Below are 18,871 nucleotides of genomic sequence, written 5' to 3'. Positions count from 1 at the left end.
AGATTCTTGTGTAACACTTATACCGTCAGGTGATCACGACTGAGAAACGGATTCCATATAAAAAGCCTCCATGAGACATGGAGGCTGTATATACAAGCATACGTAACGTAATAGCTGTGATAATATACACCTCGGTAGGATATTAAGCCGTTAAGCCCCTACTGTCTACGGTATAAATGATATATTATATTTTACAACATTTTGAATCATATCAGAATGTTGAATTCATGTCAATATTATTTTACGTTGAAAGTTGAAGCGTCTACTTTGACACCAGGTCCCATAGTAGAAGTTACAGCAACGTTTTTCACGTAAACACCTTTTGCTGCAGCAGGTTTTGCTTTCAGGATTGTATCATACATTGTTGTGAAGTTCTCAACAAGTTTTTCATCCTCGAAAGAAACTTTACCGATAGGAACATGGATGTTTCCAGCTTTATCAACGCGGTATTCAACTTTACCAGCTTTGATTTCGCCGATTGCTTTTTCAACTTCGAAAGTAACTGTACCAGTTTTAGGGTTTGGCATTAAACCTTTTGGTCCAAGTACACGACCGATTTTACCAACTTCACCCATCATGTCAGGTGTAGCTACGATTACATCGAAATCGAACCAGCCTTGTTGAATTTTGTTGATGTAGTCAGTATCTCCAACGTAATCTGCACCAGCAGCTTCAGCTTCTTTCGCTTTTTCGCCTTTTGCGAAAACGAGAACGCGCTGAGTTTTACCAGTTCCGTTTGGAAGCACAACTGCTCCGCGGATTTGCTGGTCGTTTTTACGAGGGTCAACCCCTAGACGGAATGCAACTTCAACTGTAGCGTCGAATTTAGCTGTGTTTGTTTTTTTAACGAGAGCTACTGCTTCAGAAACATCGTAAGCTTTCGCACGATCTACAAGCTTAGCAGCTTCTGCGTACTTTTTACCTTTTTTAGCCATTTTAAAATTTCCTCCTTATGTGGTTATAGCGGAATAACCTCCCACGAATAAGGGTTGCGAACTTGTGAAAACTCGCAACCCGACAAGAAACAAATTAATCCTCGATTACAATACCCATACTGCGTGCAGTACCTTCAACCATGCGCATTGCCGCTTCAACGTCTGCTGCGTTTAAGTCAGGCATTTTCGTTTCAGCGATTTCGCGTACTTTATCGCGCTTAACGGTTGCCACTTTATTACGGTTTGGTTCACCAGAACCAGACTCAATTCCAGCTGCTTTTTTAAGCAATACTGCAGCAGGCGGAGTTTTTGTAATAAATGTAAATGAACGGTCTTCGTAAACCGAAATTTCAACAGGAATGATTAAACCAGCTTGGTCAGCTGTACGAGCGTTAAACTCCTTACAGAATCCCATGATATTAACACCGGCTTGACCTAGTGCAGGTCCAACTGGCGGCGCTGGGTTAGCTTTTCCAGCAGGAATTTGCAATTTTACAACTTTTACTACTTTTTTAGCCACGAGACACACCTCCTTAAGTCCGTGATGTGGTAATAGGGTAAACCCTCCCACTCAAGGTTTCATTCTTTATATGAATGACGAAATATCAAGCTAGCTGCCTTGGATAAGTCCAAGACGTACCTTTGCTATATTATCATTTATATATAGCAATTTCAAGTTTTTTCACATTACAATTTGTCGATCTGGGTAAATTCCAGCTCAACCGGCGTTTCACGACCGAACATATTAACGAAAACTTTAACCTTGCTTTTATCGTAGTCAATCTCTTCAATTGATCCAGTAAAGTTGGCAAAAGGTCCGTCTATCACTTTCACTGTCTCTTTTAATTCAAAGTCAATGTCAGTTTTGCGTTCGTCCATACCCATTCTCTTCAGAATGGTTTCTGCTTCGCCAGGAAGAAGCGCCGTCGGTTTTGAACCAGAGCCGGCGGAACCTACGAATCCAGTAACACCAGGTGTGTTGCGGACAACATACCAAGAATCATCCGTCATGACGATTTCAACAAGGACATAACCAGGGAATACTTTCTTTTTAACGACTTTTTTCTTGCCGTTTTTGATATCTGTCTCTTCTTCTTCAGGTACGACTACACGAAAAATCTTATCCTGCATCCCCATTGATTCAACACGTTTTTCCAAGTTGGCTTTTACTTTGTTCTCATAACCAGAGTACGTGTGAACAACATACCAATTCTTTTCCATTCTCTTCAGGACTGTCCAGTCCTTCCCTCCCCGCATTTGGTTTTAGTGTACTACCATAACGCTTCATGCAAAAAATAGGCGGTAAGCCTATGATAACTTTCATTTTTAACCCACAATAAAAAACCCGCTGAACGGGTTTTGGCAAGTGATATTATGATCTATTATAGCACGTATTGCTGATCATTATTCAACTATTAAACGAATTAATTGAGAAATTCCTGTGTCAAGGAGGGCAAAAAAGATAATAAAAAAGATAACTGTTGAAATAACCGTGATGGTATAGCGAGTTAACTCTTTTCCTTTAGGCCAGCTTACCTTTTTCATTTCTTTCCCAACATCTTTAAAGAATCTCATAATACGCATGTAAAAGACCTCCACAATTTAAAAGCGCAAACACTATTTTGTTTCAAGATGAGCTGTATGTGAATTGCAAGTACTGCAGTATTTCTTTACTTCTAATCGCTCAGCCGCTGATGCAGAGCTCTTCATTGTCGTATAGTTACGGTTTCCGCATGTCTTGCATGCTAACGTAATCTTTTTTCTCATGTCATTACACCTTTTTCTAAATAGACATTAGTTCTTATCTTAAGTAACATATCATAGTCAGAAAAATACTGTCAATATACCATAAATCCCTATTACAAACTGATCTCGCGAATTTCCAGGTACTTCTCCAGCTTGCGTTTGACTCGCTGAAGGGCGTTATCGATCGATTTGACATGGCGGTTCAGCTCATCTGAAATCTCTTGGTAGCTTCTTCCGTCTAGATATAATACAAGTACTTTTCTCTCTAAATCACTTAAAAGTTCTCCCATTTTCATTTCAATATCATCAAATTCTTCCTGATTGATAATCATTTCTTCTGGGTTTAACGTTTTCGCTCCCGAAATGACATCAAGCAGCGTTCGGTCTGATTCTTCATCAAAAATCGGTTTATCTAATGAGACGTAGGAATTCAAAGGAATGTGTTTCTGGCGAGTAGCTGTCTTTATTGCGGTAATAATTTGGCGGGTAATACATAATTCTGCGAAAGCTTTGAAAGAGGTAAGCTTGTCCTCTTTGAAGTCACGAATAGACTTATAGAGGCCTATCATTCCTTCCTGAACAATATCTTCTCTGTCCGCACCTATTAAAAAATAGGATCTTGCTTTTGCACGAACAAAGTTTCGGTACTTCGTAATCAAGTAATCTAACGCATCACTGTCCCCAACATGAACCTTTTCAATGACCTGCTCGTCCTCCAACTGGCAAAACTGCTCTTTGTTGAATTTTCCCTTGTTGTTCTGTAGATTCACTCCGATCCCCCCGGCGCACGTAGATAGAAATATTATACATTACTGGACAAAAAAGCGTCAACTTAATCTAAGTCGCCCCTCCGCCATTTTTCAAACGTTTTCAAAACCTCTTCCGATAAAGCAATTTTACCCGCTGGCTTTTCGGAAGTGATCTTTCTTACCCGCCTTTCGATTCGCCTTTCTATCGCTTCTACCTCTCTCAAGAGCTCCCGGGCCGATTTTCGCAATGCCCCTTGTCCGAAAATCGCCCACTGCTCAGTGTAGTCAGAGGTCGCAACATGAATTTGAGTCGCAATGTTATTCAGATCCTGTGCCAGCTTTTCTATCCGCTCATCCGCAGTCTCATTTTCTTTTGTGAAAATCACTTCAACTCTGTGGTTAGTCTGTTTTTTCTCAATTCCCTTCACAAGATGCGCGTCAAATACGACAATAACCCTGTTTCCTGTATACGATTGATATTCCGCCATTTTCTGAATCAGTACGTCTCTCGCCTCTTCAAAACTATTCGCTTTTAAATCCTTCAGCTGCGGCCAGGCTCCAATCATGTTGTATCCGTCTACTAACAGGATATCCATTGATCATTATTCTCCCAGAGGGTTTCGCTTCCGGTAGACTTCATACATCAAAAGCCCCGCCGCTACAGATGCATTGAGTGAAGTAACTTTACCTGCCATCGGGAGTTTAATAAGAAAATCACATTTTTCTTTAATCAGGCGTCCCATTCCTTTTCCTTCACTTCCGATGACGAGAGCCAAAGGCATGCTGCCGTCCATTGTGCGGTAATCCTCCCGCGCGGATGCATCCGTTCCGACAACCCAGATTCCCCGCTCTTTCATTTCCTCTAGCGTTCGCGCCAAATTGGTGACCTTTGCGACTGGAATATGCTCAATTGCGCCTGTTGAAGCCTTTGCCACTGTAGTTGTCAGACCGACAGCTCTGCGTTTTGGAATTACAATGCCATGGGCGCCGACTGCATCAGCTGTTCTCATAATTGAACCGAGATTATGAGGGTCCTCAAGCTCGTCCAGAATGAGAAAGAAAGGCTGTTCATTTCTTTCCTCTGCCGCTTTATATAAGTCGTCCAGTTCCGCGTACTCATACGCTGCGACCTGCGCCACTACACCTTGGTGCTGCCCCGTCACCATTTGGTCGAGTTTTTTTCTAGGGACGTATTGAATGGTGATGCCCTGCTTTTTCGCGAGCTCAATCACCTGCTGTGCTTGTCCCTTTACGGTGTTTTCCGCCATCCACAGCTTATACAGCTTGCGATCTGATTTTAACGTCTCGATCACTGCATTTTTTCCTATGACGTAATCATGTTGCTGACTCATTTGTTTTCCTCCCTGACCGTTCCGAATTGTATAGCTTCAGCAACAAGCTGATTCAGTCTTTCTTCTTTTTTCTCAAGAAAAAGATAGCCCAGCAGTGCTTCAAATGCTGTACTATAGCGGTACGTCTGAACATCTGTATTTTTAGGTATCGTTCCCGACTTGGCATTTCTGCCTCTTTTCAGCACCGCTTCCTCTTCTTCCGTGAAAAAGGATTGATTCCGCAGAAAGAAAAGGATCTCAGCCTGTGACTTTGCCGATACGATCCGGCTTGATTTCTTGTGAAGATCATTTGGTTTGGTAAATCCCTGCTTAAGCAGGTGATGCCTCACATAAACTTCAAAAATGGCATCACCTATATAAGCAAGCGCAAGACCGTTAAGCTGCTTTGAATCTTTTATCGTTTCAAAATCAAGCATCCGTTATTCTCCCCGTTTCCAGCGAGTGCCTTGAGCCGTATCTTCAAGAATGATATTCATGCTTTTCAGCTGGTCGCGGATCTGATCAGACAGAGCAAAATCACGATTGCGGCGCGCTTCATTTCTTTTTTCAATCAAATCTTCAATCTCTTGATCCAGAAGCTCCTGCTCACCCAGTGAGAAACCGAGGACAGAAACAATTTGGTCAAACATGTCAATAAACGCTGTAATAACGTGATCTGCCGTATGATCTTCCTGAAGATAATAGTTCGCATTCTTCGCCAAATCGAATAAAACAGAAATGGCATTCGCTGTATTAAAATCATCATCCATTGCTTCTTCAAATGCTGTTCGATGTTCTTCAATCTTTGCAAGCCATTTATCATCATCTTCTGTTAAATTCGTGCTGCTGTTTAAACGGTACTGAAGGTTGCTGTACGCTGTTTTCAACCGGTTAAACGCGCTCTTTGTGTTCTCCAGAAGCTCTTCTGAATAGTTAATTGGGTGACGATAGTGAACAGACAGCATAAAGAATCTGAGCAGCTGCGGATCATGCTGTTTAATAATGTCATGCACAAGCACAAAGTTGCCGAGTGATTTTGACATTTTTTCATTATCGATATTGATATAGCCGTTATGAAGCCAGTATTTCGCAAATGTTTTGCCAGTCAGCGCTTCTGATTGAGCAATTTCATTTTCATGGTGAGGGAATGTTAAATCCTGGCCGCCTGCATGGATATCAATTTGATCACCTAAGTACTTTTTCACCATCGCAGAGCATTCAATGTGCCAGCCCGGACGTCCTTTCCCCCAAGGGCTATCCCAAGAGATTTCTCCTTCTTTAGCCGCTTTCCACAGAGCGAAATCAAGAGCATCTTCTTTTTTCTCGCCAACTCGGATGCGCGCGCCAGATCTCAATTCATCAATCGATTGCTGCGAGAGCTTTCCGTATCCCTCAAATGCTCTTGTTTTGAAATAAACATCTCCTTCAGATTCATAAGCATAGCCCTTTTTCACCAGCTGATCTATGAAATCAATAATCGCGTCCATGTTTTCCATGACGCGCGGATGAAGGTCCGCTTTTCTGCAGCCAAGAGCGCCCACATCTTCAAAGTACGCCTTAATAAAACGCTCAGAAATGGTCGGAACATCTTCACCAAGTTCATTTGCCGCTTTAATTAATTTATCATCTACATCTGTGAAGTTAGAGACATATTGGACATCGTAGCCTTTATACTCCAAATAGTTTCGAACCGTGTCATAAACGATGGCCGGACGGGCATTTCCAATATGAATATAATTGTAAACCGTCGGTCCGCACACGTACATTTTCACTTTTCCCTCTTCAAGAGGAACGAACGTTTCCTTCTGTCTAGTCAATGTATTATAAAGAGTGATTGTCATTTTTGATTAATCCTTTCTTTTCTGTCTTCAAGTTCCGTCTTCAGCTCTAAAATCTGCTGTTCCAAAGACTTAAACCGGTCAGCAACCGGATCGGGTAAATCCTGATGGTTTAAATCCCGTTTGATTTTCTTGCCGTTTTGCACGACAACCCTTCCCGGGATGCCGACAACTGTAGAGTAGTCCGGAACATCGTGCAGCACAACTGAACCAGCCCCTATTTTAGAGCCTTCACCGACAGTTATTGAACCGAGCACTTTAGCACCTGTCGCTATCAAAGCGTCATCTTTAATTGTCGGATGCCTTTTGCCCCTTTCTTTCCCCGTTCCTCCGAGAGTAACCCCCTGAAAAACGGTTACGTTATTGCCGATTTCACATGTCTCCCCAATGACAACCCCCATCCCATGGTCTATGAAAAATCTTCTTCCGATCGTAGCCCCTGGGTGGATTTCAATTCCTGTAAAAAATCGGCTCACCTGAGATATAAGGCGTGCAAGGAAATAAAATTTTCGTTTATATAAAGCATGTGCAATCCGATGCGCCCATATAGCATGTAAACCGGAATAAGTTAAAATCACTTCAAAATAACTTCGTGCTGCAGGATCTTGATCGAACACCGTATCAATGTCTTCTTTGAGCATTTTAAAAAACACATGCTTCCCCCCATTCTACCCGCTATCATCTATCTATTTCCTCTAGACCCAATAAAAAAAGCGCCTCTGCATGTAAACATGACAGAGACGCTTTGACCGCGCGGTTCCACTCTGTTTGAAAAGCAGACTCCTGCTCTCCCAACTTCAGCCTGTAACGGCGGCGGCCGCCTTTGAATACTGGTTTCGAAAAACGTTCTTCAAAGGTCTTAAGGGCGCACTTCTAAAACCCGACTCCTGGATCTCTCTCAGCCAATGAAGATCCTTTCTGTATTGGTCTAAAGCTTTATACTCTTCCCTGTCAACAATCATCTATTTAGATATTTTTCAACCGCTGAATTGCAGATTCTTTTCCGATCAGTTCAATTGATTGCGGAAGCTCAGGACCGTGAGTTTGGCCTGTTACAGCAACACGGATCGGCATAAACAGTTTTTTCCCTTTATGACCTGTTTCTTTCTGCACTGCTTTGATAGAAGCTTTGATCTGGTCCGGAGTGAACTCCTCCAGCTCTTCAAGCTTCGCAGCGAATGTGCTGAGTACTTCAGGCACCTGTTCTTCTTCTAGAACAGCTTTTGCTTCTTGATTATACTCGATCTCATCCGTAAAGAACAAATCAGTCAGCTCAACAATTTCCGCACCGTAGCTCAATTGCTCATGATATAGAGAAATCAGTTTGCGAACCCATTCTTGTTCTTCAGGAGATAGTTCATTGCCAACTTTGCCGGCTTTTTGAAGATGCGGAAGCGTAAGCTCAACAACCTGATCAAGATCCAATTTTTTCACATATTGGTTGTTGACCCATTTCAGCTTATGCATATCAAACAGAGCTGGTGATTTAGATAAACGATTTACATCAAAAATTTCAATAAACTCTTCTTTTGTGAAAAGCTCTTCTTCTCCCACCGGCGACCAGCCCAGCAGGCCGATAAAGTTGAACAGCGCCTCCGGCAAGTAGCCAAGCTCTTTATATTGCTCAATGAATTGAATAATCGATTCATCACGTTTGCTGAGCTTTTTACGGCTTTCATTTACAATCAACGTCATGTGGCCGAACTGAGGAATATCCCAGCCGAACGCTTGAAAGATCATGATCTGTTTTGGTGTATTCGAAATATGGTCCTCACCGCGCAGCACGTGCGTCATTTTCATTAGATAGTCATCCACAGCTACTGCAAAGTTATAAGTCGGCGTTCCGTCTTTTTTCACAATAACAAAGTCGCCGATGCCATCAGATTCGAAAGAAATTTCACCTTTTACAATATCATTAAACGCAATGATTTTTCCTTCAGGGACACGGAAACGAATACTCGGCTTTCTGCCCTCTGCAAGGAATTTTTCCTGTTCTTCCTGAGTCAGATCTCTGTGCTTTCCGGAATAACGCGGCATCTCTCCGCGGGCAATCTGCTCTTCACGTTCTTTTTCAAGTTCTTCTTCTGTACAGAAACATTTATAAGCAAGCCCTTTTTCAAGCAGCTCTTCATAGTAAACCTTATAGATATCGTTACGCTCGGACTGACGGTATGGGCCGTACTCTCCGCCGACATCCACACTCTCATCCCAGTCGATGCCAAGCCATTTTAAATAGTTGAGCTGGCTTTGTTCTCCGCCCTCAATGTTGCGTTTTTTATCAGTGTCCTCAACACGGATAATAAACTTGCCGCCTTGATTGCGGGCAAATAAATAATTAAAAAGCGCCGTTCTGGCATTTCCAATATGCAAATGTCCTGTTGGACTCGGTGCATAACGGACGCGTACTTCGTTTCCCATTTCAAATACTTCCTTTCATCTCATGTATGGCCTCAGGCTAAATGTATGCATCTATTCTACCACCAAATAGACCGGGCATCAAAACAAGTTAGCCTTTTTGTATCAGCACTGTGGCTTGAGCCGCTATTCCTTCCGCTCTTCCTGTAAATCCAAGCTTTTCGGTCGTGGTCGCTTTAACATTCACTTGGGAAACCTCTGCCTCAAGCCCTTCAGCGATTCTTTTTCTCATGTCTTCTATGTACGGCGCCATCTTCGGCTTCTGTGCAATGATCGTACAGTCAATATTTCCAAGTACATACCCTTTCTGTTTCACAATCCCCCAGACATGCTGAAGTAATTTAAACGAATCAGCATCCTTGAACTCCGGATCTGTATCCGGGAAATGCTTGCCGATGTCGCCCTCCCCGACAGCTCCGAGGCATGCGTCAGCAACTGTGTGCAATAATACATCTGCGTCAGAATGTCCGAGCAATCCTTTTTCATACGGGATTTCAACTCCGCCGATAATGAGAGGCCGGCCCTCTACTAATTGGTGCACATCAAAACCTTGTCCGATTCTAAACATGATTATTCCCACTTTCTGCTTCCATGATAGCTTCAGCTGACGTTAAATCATCAGGAGTCGTCAGCTTAATATTTGTATAGTTACCTTCTACAACACGAACCGAACGGCCCTCCAGCTGTTCGACGAGACTGGCGTCATCGGTTCCTAAAAACCCTCTGCGCTCTGCCTCAGCGTGAGCCTCCATCAATAAAGAAAGACGAAAAGCTTGTGGCGTTTGGACAGCCCACAAGCTTGAACGTTCAATCGTCTCACTGACTTCTAAATCTTGAACGCGTTTAATCGTATCTTTTACCGGAACAGCCAGGATGGCCGCTCCGGTCTGCTCCGCTTCTGCAATCAGTTCGTCAATCTGTTCATGCTTTATAAAAGGACGAGCGCCGTCGTGAACGAGGACAATCTTTTCGTGTTTAACGGCTTTGAGCCCTTTATAAACACTGTGCTGGCGTTCATCTCCGCCTGCTACAAGCTCGATAGCGGTTTGAAACGGATATTGGTTCAGCAATTGCTGAAAGTCGTCCCGTTCGCGCTCGTTAATCACCAAAATGATTCTGCCGCACGGACGATGGCTGTCAAACACCCGTAAAGTGTGAATGATAACCGGGTCTCCTTTCAGCTCGATAAACAGTTTATTTCTCCCTGCCTTCATCCGTTTCCCCTGTCCGGCCGCAAGAATTACCACATCATAATTCATTGTTCTTTCTCCCTTTACAGCGCCTTCTCCAACAGCTTAGGCTTGGCAAAAATCATTCGTCCCGCTGCTGTCTGCAGCACGCTTGTGACGAGAACATCAATGTGTTTGCCGATATAATTCCGTCCTTCTTCAACGACAATCATAGTGCCGTCATCCAAGTAAGCGACTCCCTGATTATGCTCTTTGCCGTCTTTAATGACCTGAACATTCATTTCCTCACCCGGAAGCACAACAGGCTTGACCGCGTTGGCAAGGTCATTAATGTTTAACACTGCTACCTTCTGAAGCTCGCACACTTTATTTAAATTAAAATCATTCGTCACAACGACTCCGGATGTCAGTTTAGCGAGTTTGACCAGCTTGCTGTCAACCTCCTGGATATCTTCAAAGTCACCTTCATAAATTTCAACTTTAATATCTAATTCTTTTTGAATGCGGTTCAGGATATCAAGACCGCGGCGCCCTCTGTTGCGTTTTAACACATCTGAGGAGTCAGCGATATGCTGCAATTCCTCAAGGACAAACTGCGGAATCACGATAATTCCCTCTAAAAAACCAGTCTGACAAATATCTGCAATTCTCCCATCAATAATAACACTTGTGTCCAGGATTTTCAGCTTTTTGTCTTGGACCTCGTGCTCTTCATCAGCTGTTCCTTTTTTCTTTTGCATTCTGGCGGAAATGGAGAATAGGCTGATCAATTCATCCTTTTTCTTAAAGCCCACCTGAAAGCCAAGATAACCGAGAAAGAAAGCTAAAAACACAGGGATGATTGTGCTGAGTATGCGGTAAGGTATATTGTCTAAAGGAATAACGTTTACGATAAGATAAGCAATTATAAGTCCAAATACTAAGCCAAGACTTCCAAATAACAAATCTGGAACCGGCGCTTTTAATAATGAATCCTCTATCCACTTAACCCAGTTCACAACGTAATCTGTACCCCATATACTGATGAGGAAAAAGATAATTGCACCTATTGCCGCAGACGTATATGCGTTTGTTATTAAAGGTATGTCCTGTAAACTTAACAGTACAAACAATTCAGGTATTAAAAATATACCAACAACGCCGCCGAAGATAATGAAGAACGCCTGAACTATTCGTTTTAACATACCCCCACCTCCTTTAAAGAAAATTATTGTATTTCACAAGATTTTACGCAACCTACGAATATCAGAATAAACAAAAACCAACAATAATATACCCGTAAAGATATGGTTTTAACCGAAAATCATAGCTGTCTGTCTAAATAATGCTTCTCTTGAAGGCGTTTTAAGCCCTTTTTGATTTTTTGGGCTCGTACTTCACCGATACCCTCTACTTCATCTAATTCTTCTGCGCTGGCCTCAATAATTCTCGGCAGTACGCCAAATGCCTCCACCACATTCTCCACAATCGGCATCGGAAGGCGCGGAATCTTATTTAGCAGCCTGTATCCTCTAGGCAGAACATAGTCATCAAGATTTGTAGAAGCCGGATAACCAAGCAGCTTATAAACAATGGAATCATCAAGCAAATCGTAGCTGGACATATCCTGCAGCTCTTTTAAAAGGACAAATGGATCTTTAATCTTTTCTTTCACATAATCCTTAATAAATAAAGCAGCCTCTTCTTCCATATCAGTAATCAGTTCGATGACCTGCAGCTTAATCAAATGACCTTCTGTTCCCAGTTCCCTGATATACATGTTGATTTCATTTTTGATTCGCAACACCATTTCATAACGGTGCATCACAGACAGAACATCGCTGAATGTAACGAGTTCCTCAAACTCTAATGCGTTTAGTGCATTAATCGTTTTGTCCAGAATTGTTTTATATTTTTCTAGAGTTTGAATGGCTTGGTTCGCTTTTGTTAAAATAAATCCTATGTCTTTAAGTGTATACTTCATACTTTCCTGATATAACGTTATGACATTTCTTCTCTCAGAAATTGCGATAACGAGACAGCCGGTTTGCTTAGCTACTCTTTCGGCGGTGCGGTGCCGCATTCCTGTTTCTGACGAAGAAATTGTGGCTTCAGGCATCAATTGTGTATTGGCATATAGGATTTTTTGACCAGAATCACTTAAAATAATCGCACCATCCATTTTAGCCAGTTCATATAAATGCGCCGGAGAAAAAGCAGTGTTAATGTGGAAACCGCCATCCACCACTTCTTTTACTTTATCATTATATCCAACAACAATCAGACCGCCTGTATTTGCTCTCAGTACATTTTCTATCCCCGCTCTGAGCGGTGTTCCAGGAGCAACAAACTGCAAAATAGAAGACAGGTCTAACTCATGTTTCGCCCCTTTTTTCTCTTTTTCCATCTATTATCCTCCTAATGAAGTACGAAGTGCCTCTGCAACATTTGCTACTCCGATGACCTCAATCCCTTTTGGTTTCGTCCATCCATCCAGATTTGCCGCAGGTATGATCATGCGTTTAAAACCAAGCTTTGCCGCTTCTTTTACACGCTGTTCAATTCTTGATACCCGGCGGACTTCTCCGGTTAATCCCACTTCTCCTATAAAGCAATCTGCAGGATTTGGAGGTGTGTCTCTAAAGCTTGATGCGATACTGACCGCTATAGCAAGATCAATCGCAGGTTCATCAAGTTTGACGCCGCCCGCTACCTTCAAATATGCATCCTGATTTTGCAGCAGCAGCCCTACTCTTTTTTCTAACACAGCCATTAACAGTGACACCCTGTTATGATCTATCCCTGTTGCCATGCGCCGCGGATTGCCAAAGCTTGTTGGCGAGATGAGTGCCTGAATTTCTACAAGAATCGGCCTTGTACCTTCCATAGAAGCCGTTATGCTCGACCCCGCAGATCCCGCCGAACGCTCTTCTAAGAAGATTTCCGAAGGATTCAGTACCTCAGTAAGCCCTTCTTCCCGCATTTCAAAAATACCCATTTCGTTTGTAGAACCAAAGCGGTTTTTTACAGCCCGTAAGATTCGGAAAGTATGGTGACGTTCTCCTTCAAAGTATAAAACAGTGTCAACCATATGCTCCAGCAGTCTCGGCCCCGCGATGGATCCTTCTTTCGTTACATGACCTACAATAAATATCGGAATACCTTTTGTCTTTGCAATTTTCATCAGCTCGGCTGTACATTCTCTTACCTGTGACACACTGCCGGGAGCCGATGTAATATCGCTTTGATAGACCGTTTGAATAGAGTCAACAACCACAAACGCTGGATTCATCTCTTCTATAGCAGACGAAATATACTCCATATCGGTTTCGGATAAAACATGCAGTGAGGGATTATTTATGCCCAGACGGTCTGCTCTTAATTTCGTTTGTTTTACCGATTCTTCTCCTGAAATGTACAGAACATGACGTGTTGAACCAGATAACTGAGCGGATACTTGCAGTAATAAGGTCGATTTTCCGATGCCGGGGTCCCCGCCAATTAAAACAAGTGAGCCCTTCACCACACCGCCGCCGAGCACTCTGTTAAACTCGCCGAGCTGTGTTTTAACCCGGGGTTCTTCTGATGTTTCGATTGATGTTATGGGGGAAGGTTTCTGTACGGTTTGAACAGAATGAGAAAAAGCCGCTCTCCGATTTGCCGGTGCTTTTTTAATCATTTCTTCCACCATTGTATTCCAAGCACCGCAGCCCGGACATTTCCCCATCCATTTTGGAGACTCGTAGCCGCAGGATTGGCAGATGAATTTGGATTTTGTTTTAGCCATAAATAGTGTAAGACCTCTCCCTTGTTCTATTTCTTGATACGAAATTGAGGCATACACTTACATGCTGTATGCCTCATTTTCGTCTTCTATATTAATTCGTTTTAGCAGTCGTTTTTACGACAAATTCGCCATCTTCTACATCAAGAACGATATGGTGTCCTTTATGAATGTTACCTCTGAGCAGCTCTTCAGATAAACGATCCTCCACATGTTTTTGAATGGCTCTTCTGAGCGGGCGGGCACCGTATTCAAGGTCTACGCCCTCTTCCGCGACTTTTGCTTTCGCAGCTTCCGTCAATTCTATAGAAAGGTCCTGTTCTTTAAGACGTTTTGTTAATTGATCAGACATCAATGACACGATTTCAGCCAGATGTTTTTTCTCGAGTGAATGGAAGACGATAATTTCATCAATACGGTTGATGAATTCCGGTCTGAACGCACGTTTCAGTTCACCCATCACTTTATCCTTCATGTCTTTATGATTTTGCGTCTCATCCTGAACGTTGAAGCCGACATATTTGTTGCGTTTCAGCTCACTTGCTCCGACGTTTGACGTCATGATCAGAATCGTGTTGCGGAAATCAACTGTACGGCCTTTAGAATCAGTCAATCGTCCGTCCTCAAGTACTTGAAGGAGGATATTGAAGACGTCAGGGTGCGCTTTCTCAATCTCATCAAGAAGCACAACAGAGTATGGTTTTCTTCTTACCTTCTCTGTTAATTGGCCGCCCTCATCGTATCCCACATACCCTGGAGGTGAACCTACAAGTCTAGAAGTCGAGTGTTTTTCCATGTATTCAGACATATCAATTCTGATCATGGCTTCTTCATCACCGAAGATAGACTCAGCAAGTGCCCGTGCAAGCTCCGTTTTACCTACACCTGTAGGGCCTAAGAAAATGAATGAGCCGATTGGGCGTTTAGGGTCTTTTAGCCCTGCTCTTGCACGTCTGACCGCTTTAGCAACGGCTACAACAGCTTCATCTTGGCCGATGACACGGGAATGAAGAATGCTCTCCATATTAAGAAGCTTATCAGTTTCAGTTTGAGCGATTTTTGATACAGGCACCCCAGTCCAGCTGGATACAACCATCGCAATATCATCCACAGAAACCTCTGAGTTTTCCTGTCCCTGCTTCTCTTTCCATGATTTTTTCGTATCTTCCACTTGTTCACGCAAACGCTGTTCCGTATCACGCAAGGAAGCCGCTTTTTCAAATTCTTGGCTTTGCACCGCAGCATCCTTCTCTTTACGAACTTCATCAAGTTTCTGTTCAAGTTCTTTTAAATTAGGAGGCGTTGTAAAGGAACGCAATCTGACCTTTGAACCCGCTTCATCGATCAAGTCAATAGCTTTATCCGGAAGGAAACGGTCAGAGATATATCTGTCAGAAAGCTTAACCGCAGCCTCAATGGCTTCGTCAGTGATAGAAACGCGGTGGTGGGCTTCATATCGGTCACGCAAGCCTTTTAGGATTTGAATGCTCTCGTCTACAGACGGCTGATCAACCTGGATTGGCTGAAAACGGCGTTCCAGAGCTGCATCTTTTTCAATATATTTACGGTACTCATCAAGAGTTGTCGCACCAATGCACTGAAGTTCTCCGCGAGCAAGTGAAGGTTTCAAAATGTTGGATGCATCAATGGCACCTTCTGCTCCGCCCGCTCCGATTAGTGTATGGAGCTCATCAATGAATAGAATGATATTTCCTGCCTGACGGATTTCATCCATCACTTTTTTCAAGCGGTCCTCAAATTCACCGCGATATTTCGTACCGGCAACAACTGTTCCCATGTCTAATGTCATAACGCGTTTATCCCGTAAAATTTCGGGAACTTCATTATTGATAATTTGCTGTGCAAGACCTTCTGCGATAGCCGTTTTCCCTACGCCCGGTTCCCCAATCAGAACAGGATTGTTTTTCGTTCTGCGGCTCAGCACTTCAATGACACGCTGAATTTCTTTGCTTCTGCCGATAACCGGATCAAGGCTGTCTTCCTTCGCAATCGCTGTTAAATCTCTTGCCAGGCTATCTAGTGTAGGCGTATTCGCATTGCTGTTTGTTCCAGCCGCTGATGAACCTGTTTCATTACTTCCAAGAAGCTGAAGCACTTGCTGTCTTGCTTTATTCAAGCTGACTCCGAGATTGTTAAGCACTCTCGCAGCCACACCTTCACCTTCGCGAATAAGACCAAGAAGAATATGCTCTGTTCCCACATAAGAATGGCCAAGTTTTCTGGCCTCATCCATTGAAAGCTCAATGACTTTTTTAGCTCTCGGAGTATAATGAATCGTTTGAGACATTTCCTGTCCGCGCCCAATTAAACTCTCAACTTCTTTTTGGATTTTATCTGAACCAAGTCCAAGCGCTTGAAGTGCTTTAGCAGCGATGCCCTCTCCTTCTCGCACCAGTCCTAATAAAATATGCTCAGTGCCGATATTATTATGACCTAAACGAAGTGCTTCTTCCTGTGCAAGCGCCAGTACCTTTTGAGCTCGTTCTGTAAATCTTCCAAACATCATATCGATTCATCCTCCTGTCTATTCCCATTCATTTCTAAGTGAAGCCGTTCTCTGATAAGAGCCGCTCTTCGTATATCTCTTTCGTTCGGACGCAAAGCGCCTCCCGAGTACTGCTGTAAAAATCCCGGCTGTGTTAAAATCATCAGTTCATTAAGTATATTGCTTGAAAGTCCTTTTATAATGCCTAGGTCTATACCCAACCGAACATCTGAAAGACACTTTGCAGTTTCTTTCGATTCTATCATTCGGCAATTGGACAAGACTCCATAGGATCGATACACACGATCCTCAAGCTCAATCTTAGAGGTTTGGTAAAGCGCTTCTCGGGCAGATCGTTCCTGTTCAATCAGTTGGGCAGCTACGCTGTTAAGGTCATCGACAATATCCTGCTCCGACTTTCCAAGCGTGATTTGATTTGAAATTTGAAAGATATTTCCTACTGCTTCGCTGCCTTCCCCATAAATTCCTCTAACAACTAAGCCTAATTGATTAATAGCCGGTATAATTCGATTTATTTGCCTAGTTAAAACCAGTGCCGGAAGATGCATCATGACTGAAGCCCTTAAGCCCGTACCTACATTTGTAGGACAGCTGGTTAAGTAACCTCTTTGCTCACTAAATGCATAATCAACCTTTTCCTCAATCCAGTCATCAACTTGGTTTGCGGCTTTCATTGCTTGCGGAAGCTGAAATCCTGGGAAAAGACACTGAATTCTTATGTGGTCCTCCTCATTCAACATGACGCTTACTTCCTCATTTTCAGAAAGCAAACAGCCGCCAAAAGGAGACTCTGTCAAATTGGGGCTGATGAGATGCTTTTCAACAAGCACCCGTTTTTCTAAAGGCTGTGCGTCGTTCATTCTGATCAAAAGGAATTTGCCGACACCGGGAATTTCTTGTTCTGAAAACTGTTCTTCAAACTGTTGTAAGATGGATGAGGCTTCTTCATTGGAATATCGCGTAGGGAACCGAATATTTTCAAAGTTCCTAGCTAAACGTATGCGGCTGCTGAGTACAATGTCACTTTCAGGGCCTTTCTGCTTCATCCAACTGCTTAATGCGTCCTGAATAAAATGCTTTAGCGACATTACCCCTGTTCCTCCTCACTATCTGTACTTTTGAGTGACTGTTCTAATGAACGAATTTGATCTCTCACATGGGCTGCATTTTCAAATTCTTCTTGTTGTATTAAAGCTTCTAATTCTTTTTTCAGCATTTCGATCTGTCGTCTGACATGCAGGTTGCCGCCTATACGTTTCGGTATTTTCCCGCCATGCACAGTGTTTCCGCTGTGAACTTTGCGTAAGATCGGTGTAATGTTGCTATGAAATGTTTTATAACATTCGGCACAGCCAAATCGACCGGTTTTTCTAAATTGCTGAAATGTCATTCCGCACTTCGGACAAGCAGATATTTGCTCGGAATGGCTGAACATTTGAGTTCCAGCATTCTGAAATGAAGAATCCATGTTCAGTAAACCTGATAGTAAATTATGAATAGAGAAACCATGACTTGCACTTATACCATATGAATCGCTATGTTCTTTTGCACATTGTTCGCAGATGTGAACCTCTTTTTTCTCTCCGTTAACAACCTTTGTAAAGTGAAAAGTGGCTGGTCTCTCATTGCACTCTTGACAAATCAATCTTTTCACCCGCTTATTTTAATTTTAAAGCGGTCAGCATAGCTTTCATCATTCTCGCTCTTAATTCATCACGTTCAGGCAAATCAATGTACAGTACTGAGCGATCCATCACGCTGACCATCATTTTTGCTTCTCTTTCAGAGATCACCTTGTCTTCTAATAGCCTTAAAATAATGTCATCAGAGGCTGCTTGAGACAAATGGGTATTAATTTGAGAAATAATATTATTGATTAGGACAACTTCATTATTCATTTTAATTTTAATGATTCTGATGTAACCGCCGCCCCCGCGTTTGCTCTCAACAATATATCCTCTCTCGCTTGTAAATCTGGTGTTGATGACATAATTTATTTGGGAAGGAACACATTGAAATTTATCTGCAATTTCACTCCGTTTAATCTCTAAAATTTCCTTGCCATTTTGATCTAACACTTGTTTCAAGTACTGTTCAATGATGTCAGAAATATTATGTCCCACTCAACCCCCTCCTTTATTGACTTTGACTATATTTGACTTTAATCTTACTATAAGGTGTTTTTCGAGAATTTTCAACTTTCTCGCTCTATCTTAAGTATTTCCATTTTCTAAATCCATAAAACCTGATTATTCACTTAAAATTTCTCTGTGAAGTTATTATATTATATAACTAAATGAACTTTTATGATACCAATAAGCAGAACGCAAAAAAGGGCAACTCATATGAGCTGCCCTTTTGTTAATTGCTTGGCGGC

20 protein-coding genes, 1 pseudogene and 2 other annotated features are annotated in these 18,871 nt (G+C 42.6%); all 21 genes and pseudogenes read right to left on the bottom strand.

The window, feature by feature from the left end; all coding sequences use genetic code 11:
* Positions 1 to 49: 49 nt before the first annotated feature.
* Positions 50 to 189: a sequence feature (ribosomal protein L10 leader region), on the bottom strand.
* 47 nt (positions 190 to 236) lie between these two features.
* The gene (rplA, locus tag CJU60_RS21120) at positions 237 to 935 is read right to left on the bottom strand and encodes a 50S ribosomal protein L1 (RefSeq protein ID WP_003225765.1); all 699 of its coding nucleotides are present in this window, start codon (positions 933 to 935) and stop codon (positions 237 to 239) included.
* Between the two features lie 94 nt (positions 936 to 1,029).
* Positions 1,030 to 1,455, bottom strand: coding sequence for a 50S ribosomal protein L11 (gene rplK, locus CJU60_RS21115; RefSeq protein WP_003156430.1), 426 nt, complete (start codon positions 1,453 to 1,455; stop codon positions 1,030 to 1,032).
* A 167-nt stretch (positions 1,456 to 1,622) separates the two neighbouring features.
* Positions 1,623 to 2,156 carry a transcription termination/antitermination protein NusG gene (gene nusG, locus CJU60_RS21110; RefSeq protein ID WP_010332761.1) on the bottom strand — a complete coding sequence of 178 codons (534 nt, stop codon included), beginning with the start codon at positions 2,154 to 2,156 and terminating at the stop codon, positions 1,623 to 1,625.
* Between the two features lie 183 nt (positions 2,157 to 2,339).
* Positions 2,340 to 2,519 carry a preprotein translocase subunit SecE gene (secE, locus tag CJU60_RS21105; RefSeq protein ID WP_010327716.1) on the bottom strand — a complete coding sequence of 60 codons (180 nt, stop codon included), beginning with the start codon at positions 2,517 to 2,519 and terminating at the stop codon, positions 2,340 to 2,342.
* 33 nt (positions 2,520 to 2,552) lie between these two features.
* On the bottom strand, positions 2,553 to 2,702 hold the full coding sequence (gene rpmG, locus CJU60_RS21100) for a 50S ribosomal protein L33 (protein ID WP_003156421.1): 150 nt from the start codon (positions 2,700 to 2,702) through the stop codon (positions 2,553 to 2,555).
* Positions 2,703 to 2,794: 92 nt separating this feature from the next.
* The gene (gene sigH / locus CJU60_RS21095; RefSeq protein WP_003225758.1) at positions 2,795 to 3,451 is read right to left on the bottom strand and encodes an RNA polymerase sporulation sigma factor SigH; all 657 of its coding nucleotides are present in this window, start codon (positions 3,449 to 3,451) and stop codon (positions 2,795 to 2,797) included.
* 62 nt (positions 3,452 to 3,513) lie between these two features.
* Complete coding sequence (gene rae1, locus CJU60_RS21090; protein ID WP_044153431.1) at positions 3,514 to 4,026, bottom strand: ribosome-dependent mRNA decay endonuclease Rae1/YacP; 513 nt, start codon at positions 4,024 to 4,026, stop codon at positions 3,514 to 3,516.
* 6 nt (positions 4,027 to 4,032) lie between these two features.
* Positions 4,033 to 4,782 (bottom strand): 23S rRNA (guanosine(2251)-2'-O)-methyltransferase RlmB, encoded by a 750-nt coding sequence (gene rlmB, locus CJU60_RS21085; protein WP_059336713.1) that lies wholly within the window; start codon positions 4,780 to 4,782, stop codon positions 4,033 to 4,035.
* Positions 4,766 to 5,198 (bottom strand): annotated as a pseudogene (locus tag CJU60_RS21080) (mini-ribonuclease 3). Before CJU60_RS21080 ends, rlmB begins: the two are co-directional and overlap by 17 nt.
* Before the next feature lie 3 nt (positions 5,199 to 5,201).
* Positions 5,202 to 6,602, bottom strand: a complete 1,401-nt coding sequence (gene cysS / locus CJU60_RS21075) for a cysteine--tRNA ligase (RefSeq protein WP_095714846.1) — start codon at positions 6,600 to 6,602, stop codon at positions 5,202 to 5,204.
* A complete protein-coding gene (cysE, locus tag CJU60_RS21070; protein ID WP_059336716.1) occupies positions 6,599 to 7,252 on the bottom strand; it encodes a serine O-acetyltransferase in 654 nt (217 codons plus the stop codon). The genes cysS and cysE overlap by 4 nt, the downstream gene beginning before the upstream one ends.
* Positions 7,253 to 7,332: 80 nt before the next feature.
* Positions 7,333 to 7,563: a binding site (T-box leader), on the bottom strand.
* 2 nt (positions 7,564 to 7,565) lie between these two features.
* Positions 7,566 to 9,017: a glutamate--tRNA ligase gene (gene gltX / locus CJU60_RS21065; protein WP_044153440.1), complete on the bottom strand. Its 1,452-nt coding sequence runs from the start codon at positions 9,015 to 9,017 to the stop codon at positions 7,566 to 7,568.
* Positions 9,018 to 9,105: 88 nt separating this feature from the next.
* Positions 9,106 to 9,582 carry a 2-C-methyl-D-erythritol 2,4-cyclodiphosphate synthase gene (ispF, locus tag CJU60_RS21060; RefSeq protein ID WP_095714845.1) on the bottom strand — a complete coding sequence of 159 codons (477 nt, stop codon included), beginning with the start codon at positions 9,580 to 9,582 and terminating at the stop codon, positions 9,106 to 9,108.
* Positions 9,575 to 10,273, bottom strand: coding sequence for a 2-C-methyl-D-erythritol 4-phosphate cytidylyltransferase (ispD, locus tag CJU60_RS21055; protein WP_095714844.1), 699 nt, complete (start codon positions 10,271 to 10,273; stop codon positions 9,575 to 9,577). Before ispD ends, ispF begins: the two co-directional genes overlap by 8 nt.
* Before the next feature lie 14 nt (positions 10,274 to 10,287).
* The gene (locus CJU60_RS21050) at positions 10,288 to 11,388 is read right to left on the bottom strand and encodes a PIN/TRAM domain-containing protein (RefSeq protein WP_059291688.1); all 1,101 of its coding nucleotides are present in this window, start codon (positions 11,386 to 11,388) and stop codon (positions 10,288 to 10,290) included.
* Between the two features lie 119 nt (positions 11,389 to 11,507).
* Positions 11,508 to 12,590 carry a DNA integrity scanning diadenylate cyclase DisA gene (gene disA / locus CJU60_RS21045; protein ID WP_003242042.1) on the bottom strand — a complete coding sequence of 361 codons (1,083 nt, stop codon included), beginning with the start codon at positions 12,588 to 12,590 and terminating at the stop codon, positions 11,508 to 11,510.
* A 3-nt stretch (positions 12,591 to 12,593) separates the two neighbouring features.
* Positions 12,594 to 13,970, bottom strand: coding sequence for a DNA repair protein RadA (gene radA, locus CJU60_RS21040; RefSeq protein ID WP_044153447.1), 1,377 nt, complete (start codon positions 13,968 to 13,970; stop codon positions 12,594 to 12,596).
* A 91-nt stretch (positions 13,971 to 14,061) separates the two neighbouring features.
* Positions 14,062 to 16,494 carry an ATP-dependent protease ATP-binding subunit ClpC gene (gene clpC / locus CJU60_RS21035; protein WP_010332750.1) on the bottom strand — a complete coding sequence of 811 codons (2,433 nt, stop codon included), beginning with the start codon at positions 16,492 to 16,494 and terminating at the stop codon, positions 14,062 to 14,064.
* The gene (gene mcsB, locus CJU60_RS21030) at positions 16,491 to 17,582 is read right to left on the bottom strand and encodes a protein-arginine kinase McsB (protein WP_059291687.1); all 1,092 of its coding nucleotides are present in this window, start codon (positions 17,580 to 17,582) and stop codon (positions 16,491 to 16,493) included. The genes clpC and mcsB overlap by 4 nt, the downstream gene beginning before the upstream one ends.
* On the bottom strand, positions 17,582 to 18,139 hold the full coding sequence (gene mcsA / locus CJU60_RS21025; RefSeq protein WP_095714843.1) for a protein-arginine kinase activator protein McsA: 558 nt from the start codon (positions 18,137 to 18,139) through the stop codon (positions 17,582 to 17,584). Before mcsA ends, mcsB begins: the two co-directional genes overlap by 1 nt.
* A 13-nt stretch (positions 18,140 to 18,152) precedes the next feature.
* Positions 18,153 to 18,617: a transcriptional regulator CtsR gene (ctsR, locus tag CJU60_RS21020; protein WP_010332747.1), complete on the bottom strand. Its 465-nt coding sequence runs from the start codon at positions 18,615 to 18,617 to the stop codon at positions 18,153 to 18,155.
* Positions 18,618 to 18,871 lie beyond the last annotated feature (254 nt).

It is taken from the genome of Bacillus sp. 7705b (assembly GCF_002289525.1).
Classification (GTDB): Bacteria; Bacillota; Bacilli; order Bacillales; family Bacillaceae; genus Bacillus; species Bacillus halotolerans.
The sequence above is the reverse complement of the archived record's forward strand: the minus strand, read 5'-3'. Positions and strand labels throughout refer to the sequence as shown.

What these genes read in the sequence shown, in the direction of transcription:
- rpmG (WP_003156421.1), bottom strand. Translation starts at nt 2,702, where the DNA reads ATGAGAAAAAAGATTACGTTAGCATGCAAGACATGCGGAAACCGTAAC.
- rlmB (WP_059336713.1), bottom strand. Translation starts at nt 4,782, where the DNA reads ATGAGTCAGCAACATGATTACGTCATAGGAAAAAATGCAGTGATCGAG.
- mcsB (WP_059291687.1), bottom strand. Translation starts at nt 17,582, where the DNA reads ATGTCGCTAAAGCATTTTATTCAGGACGCATTAAGCAGTTGGATGAAG.
- CJU60_RS21050 (WP_059291688.1), bottom strand. Translation starts at nt 11,388, where the DNA reads ATGTTAAAACGAATAGTTCAGGCGTTCTTCATTATCTTCGGCGGCGTT.
- ispF (WP_095714845.1), bottom strand. Translation starts at nt 9,582, where the DNA reads ATGTTTAGAATCGGACAAGGTTTTGATGTGCACCAATTAGTAGAGGGC.
- cysS (WP_095714846.1), bottom strand. Translation starts at nt 6,602, where the DNA reads ATGACAATCACTCTTTATAATACATTGACTAGACAGAAGGAAACGTTC.
- secE (WP_010327716.1), bottom strand. Translation starts at nt 2,519, where the DNA reads ATGCGTATTATGAGATTCTTTAAAGATGTTGGGAAAGAAATGAAAAAG.
- ispD (WP_095714844.1), bottom strand. Translation starts at nt 10,273, where the DNA reads ATGAATTATGATGTGGTAATTCTTGCGGCCGGACAGGGGAAACGGATG.
- disA (WP_003242042.1), bottom strand. Translation starts at nt 12,590, where the DNA reads ATGGAAAAAGAGAAAAAAGGGGCGAAACATGAGTTAGACCTGTCTTCT.
- clpC (WP_010332750.1), bottom strand. Translation starts at nt 16,494, where the DNA reads ATGATGTTTGGAAGATTTACAGAACGAGCTCAAAAGGTACTGGCGCTT.
- gltX (WP_044153440.1), bottom strand. Translation starts at nt 9,017, where the DNA reads ATGGGAAACGAAGTACGCGTCCGTTATGCACCGAGTCCAACAGGACAT.
- nusG (WP_010332761.1), bottom strand. Translation starts at nt 2,156, where the DNA reads ATGGAAAAGAATTGGTATGTTGTTCACACGTACTCTGGTTATGAGAAC.
- rplA (WP_003225765.1), bottom strand. Translation starts at nt 935, where the DNA reads ATGGCTAAAAAAGGTAAAAAGTACGCAGAAGCTGCTAAGCTTGTAGAT.
- rae1 (WP_044153431.1), bottom strand. Translation starts at nt 4,026, where the DNA reads ATGGATATCCTGTTAGTAGACGGATACAACATGATTGGAGCCTGGCCG.
- radA (WP_044153447.1), bottom strand. Translation starts at nt 13,970, where the DNA reads ATGGCTAAAACAAAATCCAAATTCATCTGCCAATCCTGCGGCTACGAG.